The following is a 7,275-nucleotide window of genomic DNA, read 5'->3' on the forward strand; positions in this document are numbered from 1 at the left end:
AAAATATCTTACTTTTTTCACCACTAAATACACTCCTCTTATTTTTGAATGTAATTAGATAAATGTTTCCCAGTTACGCTATCTTGTATGCTAAGGACACCTTCTGGGTAACCACTGTATAATAATCTTCCTCCTTGTTGACCAGCAGCTGGTCCCATATCAATTAACCAGTCTGATTCTGTCATCATTGACAAGTTATGCTCGATTAGAACGACGGTATTACCTTCATCCACTAATTGATTAAATAATTCGATCAGCACATGGATATCCCTTTCATGTAACCCTGTTGTTGGTTCATCAAAAATAAAGATGTGGTCAGTCACTTGATTGATTAAATACTCACTGAGCTTTACACGTTGAATTTCTCCACCTGAAAGTGTGTCCAATGATTGTCCAAGTGTCATATAGCCTAGACCAGTGGCAGCGAGGGATTTTAATATCTCCAGAATTTTATGATGTGTATTGAAGTAATTTATTCCTTCTTCCACCGTTAATTGTAAGACATCTGCAATAGAGTAACCATCTACTTTAGCATCTAGAACTTCCTGTCTATAACGTGTTCCATGACATACTTCACAAACTTGTGAAAAATCAGGCATAAACGCAAGTTCTGTTTTAAGAATTCCTTTTCCTTTACAGTTTGGACAAGCACCTTCAGAATTATAGCTGAACATACTTTTCTTTAGCCCTGTCTCCTTACTGAAAAATGCTCGTAATTCATCAAATGTATTGGTATAAGTTAATATATTTGAACGATTTGAAACATTAATAGCTTTTTGATCGATGAATATAACATTTTTAATCTGTTTAAACCCAGTTTTTATGAGCGTACTCTTACCAGAACCAGCAACCCCTGTAATAACAGAAATAGCATTTTTAGGGAGATACACTTCAACATTTTTGACGTTATTTTTTGTAACTGGACCGATATGAATCATTTCTTGAGATGACCTTGGAACTTTTAGTTGATGTTTTTCTTTGAGTTCTTGTCCAGTCGCAGTGTGGGAGTCGAGAAGTTGATCGTATGTTCCTTCAAATGTAATTCTACCCCCATTTTTACCGGCACCTGGTCCTACGTCAACAATGTGATCTGCAATCTTAATAATATCAGGATCGTGTTCAACCACAATAACTGTATTTCCTTTATCCCGAATAGACATAATTATGCGATTGATATTTTCAATATCTTCAGGATGCAGTCCAACACTCGGTTCATCGATAATGTATACGAGATCGGTCAGTGGGCTACTTAAATGACGAATAAGCTTAATACGCTGAGATTCACCACCTGATAATGTAGGTGTTTCTCGACCAAGTGTCAAATAACCAAGTCCAATATCAACTAGAGATTGAAGTTGCTGTTTAAGCGGCTTTACAATATATGCAGCTGTTTTATCAGTAAGATAGTCTAAAAACAGGATATTTTCTACGATACTTTGATTTGTAAAATCAGCAATATCTGCACCGTTAATTTTGCAGCTTAAAATACGTTGATTTAAACGTTTTCCGTGACAGTTAGGACAAACCATTGTCGTTACAACACGCTCATATTCATCCGGCCACCTGCTTTTTTCATAGCCATCATTAATAATAAACAGTCGCCTGAATCGATAGACGACCCCTTCATATTTTGCAGTACGGGGCCATTCTTCAGGAGGATTGGTCAGTTTGGTCGGCTCTAAATAAAGTAATTGATGCATCTCTTCCTTCGAATACTCTTTCAGCTTCTTATCATTATCAAATAGACCCGAATGCGTATAGCTTTTACCACGCCAGTGATCTGGTCCGAATGTAGGAAAATTAATTCCATGTTCGTTTAAAGATTTGTCATAATCCAGCAATTCATCGATATCAATTTCCTCGACATATCCTAAGCCTTGGCATCTCTCACACATTCCTGCCGAATTATTGAATGAAAATTCATTTGAATATCCGACAAATGGTTGACCAATACGAGACCATAGTAGACGAACAGCAGAATAAATGTCGGAAATTGTACCTACTGTAGAGCGCGAGTTACCACCAAGTCTTTTCTGACTAATGACCATTGAAACAGGAAGATTTTGAATGGAATCTACATCAGGTTTCTCATAATGAGTTAATTGATTCTGTATATATGTAGAATAAGTTTCATTGAGTAGACGCTCAGATTCAGCTGCAATCGTACTAAATACTAATGAAGATTTTCCAGATCCTGATTTTCCTGTAAAAACGGTCAATTGATGCTTTGGAAGACTTAACGAAACATTTTTTAAATTATTTTGTCGTGCACCTTTGATGATGATATTTTTCATCCCAAACTTCCTCTCCATAATTAAATATATTTATATTTTTTACCTTTTTAACGAGAAATAAGTTTATAAGTATCAATTTTAAAGTTCCAAATTTTTAGCTGAATTTCCGATTATATTTTATTAAAAAATTTAGGGAAATTCTATAATCAAGTTAGCCACCTACGGTGTGCTTTAAAAAAATTAAATGTACGCAGATTGTAAAATTAAGCTAGACAACTAAAAAAGCCTTCTGTGCTAAACTTAATATGTATTTCCGACCAAAGAAAACATTAAGGAGTTAGCACAAATGGCCTATACACATCTTACCACGGATGAACTTGCGTCCATAACATCTCCTTTTTCGTGTCCGAAATCTTGGGTCCATTATAAAACGCCATTGTTCGAAAAAAACTTGACTGATGAATTTTCTGCGATATTCTTCAAATCATGAGGAGTAATATATATAAAGTAAATAATTTAATAAATTGCACAAAGAGTAATTTATTCGAATGGTAAATCTTCAGACGATAGATTTGAGAGTTGATTCAAAGATTGCAGGTAAGAGTTCGTTGTATTGATCGACTCATGACCGACCAACTGCATGACCCCAATCAACGAATTTCCGTTCGCTAGGAGCTTTGTGATGTAGGCCCGGCGGAACCAGTGGGGAGGGGTCTTCTCTTCTTTAGCGACATGGTCGACCGCTTGATGGGTCATCAGCCTGAGGGCCTCATAGGTGATCGCCTTGTTCGCTTTTTTCGTGCTAAAGGCGATGAAAGAGGACGAGACCTCCTCAATCATCATCAATGTCTGTAGCCTGTTCACGAGATGGGTCGCTTTCTCGGTGAGCGGGATTCGGCGCCACTTGTCCCGTTTCCCCTTCACCTCGAGGTAGGACGTGTGCTGATTTCGCTTAACGTCGGTGAACTTTATTGATAATAATTCTGTCGCCCGCATGCCCGTCGTCAATAACAAATAACCGATTGTCTCGTTCCGGAGCTCCATGAGCTCCTTTTTTTGTGCCCGCTTGACGGTATGGCGGAACGACTCGGCGATCCGCTCAATCTCGTCGAAGTCGACCTCACGCCGGAGCAACTCAGGGCGCTGTTGGTTCTTCACGTGGAAGGCCAGATTATGTAGATGAAAATGGTTGACGTGGAGGTAGGTCAGGAGACGCTTTAACATGTGGTTCTTCCGTTGCGCCGTGCGTGGGGCATACTGTTCGTTCACTTCGAATAGGTAGCGATGGATGTCGAGCACGGTCAGGTGTTTTAAACCGTCTGTCTTCGTCATCACAAAATTGAGAATGAACTCGAGGTCAAGTTTATATGCGCGTCGCGTGTGTGGGCTTTTGTCAGCATAGATTGGGAACAATTCCGTGGCCCAGAACAATTCGATGACCTCTACATCATTCAAGGTCTCGAGATCAATATGGTCCTTCCTTAACGCTTCGGCGAGTTTCGGGTTCGCCCCGGTCAATTCTCGCAATGCCACTTCGAACGCCAACTGCTTTTTCTCGATTTCCATGCTTCTCCCTCTTTTCACTATATATTTTCAAACTTAAAATGAGTTTTTTATAAAAAACCTGATAAAAACAAGTAATACATAAGTAATTTTGCATTAAATACAACAAGTAATTGGATTAATTGATTGATAATAAACGTATTACTTTTATAGTCAAAAATAAACTTTAAAATAGATAACTTGTGATAATCTTATATTATCACAAGTTAAATTATTAAAGTTCATATTAAAATACAGACTAATATATTATAGAATTTTGGGTTGATTTTTTTAGAAGATTAGTTTTCGAGTGATTAAAGTTTGATTCAAGAAATAATAAAGTAGCTAGGCGACTCAGGGAAAATTGAATCGTTTAGCTACCCTAGGATACTTAATGCTATATATTCCACTCTATTTTTGGGTTTATTATTGTTTAAGCATTAAGGAGTTATTTTCGAATTATCCCGATTATTCACCCAAATACTATCGAACACTAGATTTGGGTCGTATTCAATACAATAGTTCAAAGCTTCTACGGCCTTTATGTTTGTATCATTTACATCCCATCCCTGGACTAATCTATAAGCCGAAAGTGGTTTACCTAATGATGAAGTATGACTGTAGTGGTGGGCATCCTCAAAATTTCGTTCCATAATATAACGTCGAGCAATATTAGGATTATTTACTTGAATGATTCCAGCTTCAATAGTGAAGTTTAAAGTCCATGCGCTATTATTCTGTTTATTGACGTTCAAGGTGTCGTCTAAATCATGAATTACTGTATAACAAATTTTAAAGTGGTTTAAAACTTTTTGGAAAGACGGTATGTTATTTTTCGTACCACAATTTACTACTAAAGGAACATCGTTATATGAAATTTTACCATTCGCGACAAACTTGTTTAATAGCTCTCTAAAGACTACAGCTTCAGTATCACCTTCAACTAAAATAACCCTATCGTTAAAGAACGCTTCGCAAATGTATGGGTTAAATGTATTTAACATTTTCATGTGTTCTTTTTCTTCATCGTCAAAAATAGAATATTTCACTTGGTTTAAGCAAACATCACCTAAGTCATTAATATTAGTTTTAATTAAAGTAGTATGATCTCTACTTAAATCAATCATAATCGGAGAATGTGTGGCAGCTATTATTTGAAACTCCGGATTCCCGTTTTCTCGATTTACTAAGTCATAGAGTATTTTCGAAAATAATCTAATAGATTGAGGGTGAAGAAAAAGTTCTGGTTCTTCAATTAAAAGCATTTTCTTTCTTGATGAAGTATCTTTTTGGTCAATATTATCGATTATTTCGACATTTCTTTTGTTTCTAGCAGTTTCCATTTCCTTAAAAACATGATTTAACCCTCTTAATGAATTGAATAAGAATTGTCTCCGAATGCCATGACCATGATTACTCATGTGCAAAGCTTGCCCTTGTCGATTAGAAAAGTTGATATCGGTATGTATAAATGAAGAGAGTTTTTTACTTATATCATCTTTCTTATCTCCAAATAAAGATACTTTTAAATCAGGGAAAGTTTCTTGCATCATATCATTTAATCGTGATTCTAATTTTATTGAGTATTCATCTTGTAAAATTTCCTTACGAAGTTCTTCTAGCTCTGATTGAATAGTTCCTATTCGAGAAGAGCTGACTGCGTTGTCTATTACTTTTTCTTTAATCAGTTTCTGAACGTTCGCTAGAATTATTTCTACATCGTCTAATCCACGTAACCAAATTGGTTCTGGACAAGCGTTTTGTAATAAGGTGTCGAATCCTCCTGCACCTCCTATATCCCAGCATTGATTCGTTGTGTTAAAAGTATATTTATTAGCGCTTCTGCCTATTTCAACCCACTCTTTTTTAAACCTTCCAACACCTTCATGGTCCATCGAGTTCACCATTGCACTATGTTGTCGATCCTCATCATTTTCGGCTTGAATCCATCCTTCGATAATTATGGGTTCTGAATTATTATTGTGAAAATCATTCAATTTTGCATTTATGGATGAAGTAACAAAATATTCGTAAGAATGGAGGATGGAAGATTTTCCTGTATTGTTTTGTCCAATCAAATAAACTAAGTCTATGTTTTCGAAATCAATCTCAATTCCAGCAGTAACTGAATTTCCCGCTATTCCTCTAAAATTAGATACACGTAATTTAATTAATTTCATGGTCTCTCCTCCAGCTATTTTTGTAAAAATATTTATATACATATATTAACTATAAATAATAAAAAAGGTTATAACAATCTTTATTTGTATTTATTTGTATTTTATATCGATTATTTCCGATTAATAAAATCGCGCGAATATGTAACTTGATTGAATAAATTAAAAGAGTGGTATATAGTTAGTATTAAGTAAAGAGTAAGAATACTTACTGGATATAAAGTGAAAATACCAAACAGTCAACTAATTAAAAATAGACGAACAAAAAACCGACCGAAAATAAATTACACAAATGAAAATGGTAAAGTGAAAAAAGGAGAGATAAACCATGTTAGCAACGAAAACGAAAAAGGTTGCCGTCTCCAGCAAAAGACAAATCGCCATTCCAAAAGAATTCTTTGATGCAATCGGTATTGAAAAAGAGATTATTATGGAACTGAATGACGGAGTTATTCATATCAAACCAGTAAGAACACATACGGATGATTTCTCAGAAGAAATATTAGCGGATGTTATTCAAGAAGGCTTCACAGGGAACGACATTTTGAAAGAGTTTCAACGCCGAAAAAATATGATTCGTCCGGCTATTTCACAGATGATCGAGGAAGCAACAAGCACTAAACCAACATCAATAGATGATTTATTCGGAGATGACGATGAGGACTGATTTGAATTGAATGATAACGTGCCAATTGTATTTCATCCAGCAGCCAAAAAATATTTTGAGAAGCTAAAAAAGAAAGATAAACAACTTAGTGAGCTGTATAAAATAAATCTTCAAAAGATTTTAAGTAACCCTGAAATTGGTGAATTTAAGACAGGAGATCTGGCCGGCATCAGAGGGTATGATTTTAGGCATAAAGGGACCGTCTATGAGATTGCCTACAGTATTGAAATGGGAGATGACGGGGAATTGATTGTCGTTATCTTAGCTGGAACACGAGAAAACTTTTATCATGAATTGAAAAGATATTTAAAGTCTAAATAAATAATTAATGAAAGGCGCTTAAGTCTAACTTTTACGTTGACTTAAGCGCCTTTCATTTGAAAAATTTATAACACATAAATTTAAATTTCTGATTCATTACATATTGACAAAAGACACTTGTCAACAGCGGTTTAAAATTGGCTCTTCCTCACTTTTGATGAAGGTAATCTTCGGGAATTAGTTTACTAAAAGGATTGAGGGGATCAATTGTATTTTGCAATACAAATGTGCACAATAATGCAACGAAAAGTACAGAACTTTGCCAGCTGGGTTTTAGTGTTTCGACAACGCATGCGTGACACGATAACTGTCACCTGTAAAGTTTAGTATGTGA

Annotated in this window: 5 protein-coding genes; 2 read left to right on the top strand and 3 right to left on the bottom strand. The window is 35.5% G+C overall.

Annotation, left to right across the window (positions count from 1 at the left end; genetic code table 11):
• Nucleotides 1-38: 38 nt before the first annotated feature.
• The 3 genes from KNP80_RS15010 to KNP80_RS15020 all read right to left on the bottom strand — a co-directional run bounded on the left by KNP80_RS15010 (nucleotide 39) and on the right by KNP80_RS15020 (nucleotide 5,956).
• Complete coding sequence (locus tag KNP80_RS15010) at nucleotides 39-2,294, bottom strand: ATP-binding cassette domain-containing protein (protein WP_214735338.1); 2,256 nt, start codon at nucleotides 2,292-2,294, stop codon at nucleotides 39-41.
• Between the two features lie 480 nt (nucleotides 2,295-2,774).
• Nucleotides 2,775-3,800, bottom strand: coding sequence for a tyrosine-type recombinase/integrase (locus KNP80_RS15015; protein WP_214835023.1), 1,026 nt, complete (start codon nucleotides 3,798-3,800; stop codon nucleotides 2,775-2,777).
• A 416-nt stretch (nucleotides 3,801-4,216) separates the two neighbouring features.
• Complete coding sequence (locus tag KNP80_RS15020) at nucleotides 4,217-5,956, bottom strand: ATP-dependent nuclease (protein ID WP_214835024.1); 1,740 nt, start codon at nucleotides 5,954-5,956, stop codon at nucleotides 4,217-4,219.
• 325 nt (nucleotides 5,957-6,281) lie between these two features.
• Here KNP80_RS15020 and KNP80_RS15025 point away from each other — a divergent pair, with 325 nt between their 5' ends.
• Together KNP80_RS15025 and KNP80_RS15030 are read left to right on the top strand one after the other, a co-directional pair.
• On the top strand, nucleotides 6,282-6,620 hold the full coding sequence (locus tag KNP80_RS15025) for an AbrB/MazE/SpoVT family DNA-binding domain-containing protein (RefSeq protein ID WP_214835025.1): 339 nt from the start codon (nucleotides 6,282-6,284) through the stop codon (nucleotides 6,618-6,620).
• Between the two features lie 18 nt (nucleotides 6,621-6,638).
• Nucleotides 6,639-6,941, top strand: a complete 303-nt coding sequence (locus KNP80_RS15030) for a type II toxin-antitoxin system RelE/ParE family toxin (protein ID WP_353048006.1) — start codon at nucleotides 6,639-6,641, stop codon at nucleotides 6,939-6,941.
• Nucleotides 6,942-7,275 lie beyond the last annotated feature (334 nt).

Origin of the sequence: Exiguobacterium sp. E4787, assembly GCF_018618375.1 — a bacterium.
GTDB lineage: Bacteria > Bacillota > Bacilli > Exiguobacteriales > Exiguobacteriaceae > Exiguobacterium > Exiguobacterium chiriqhucha.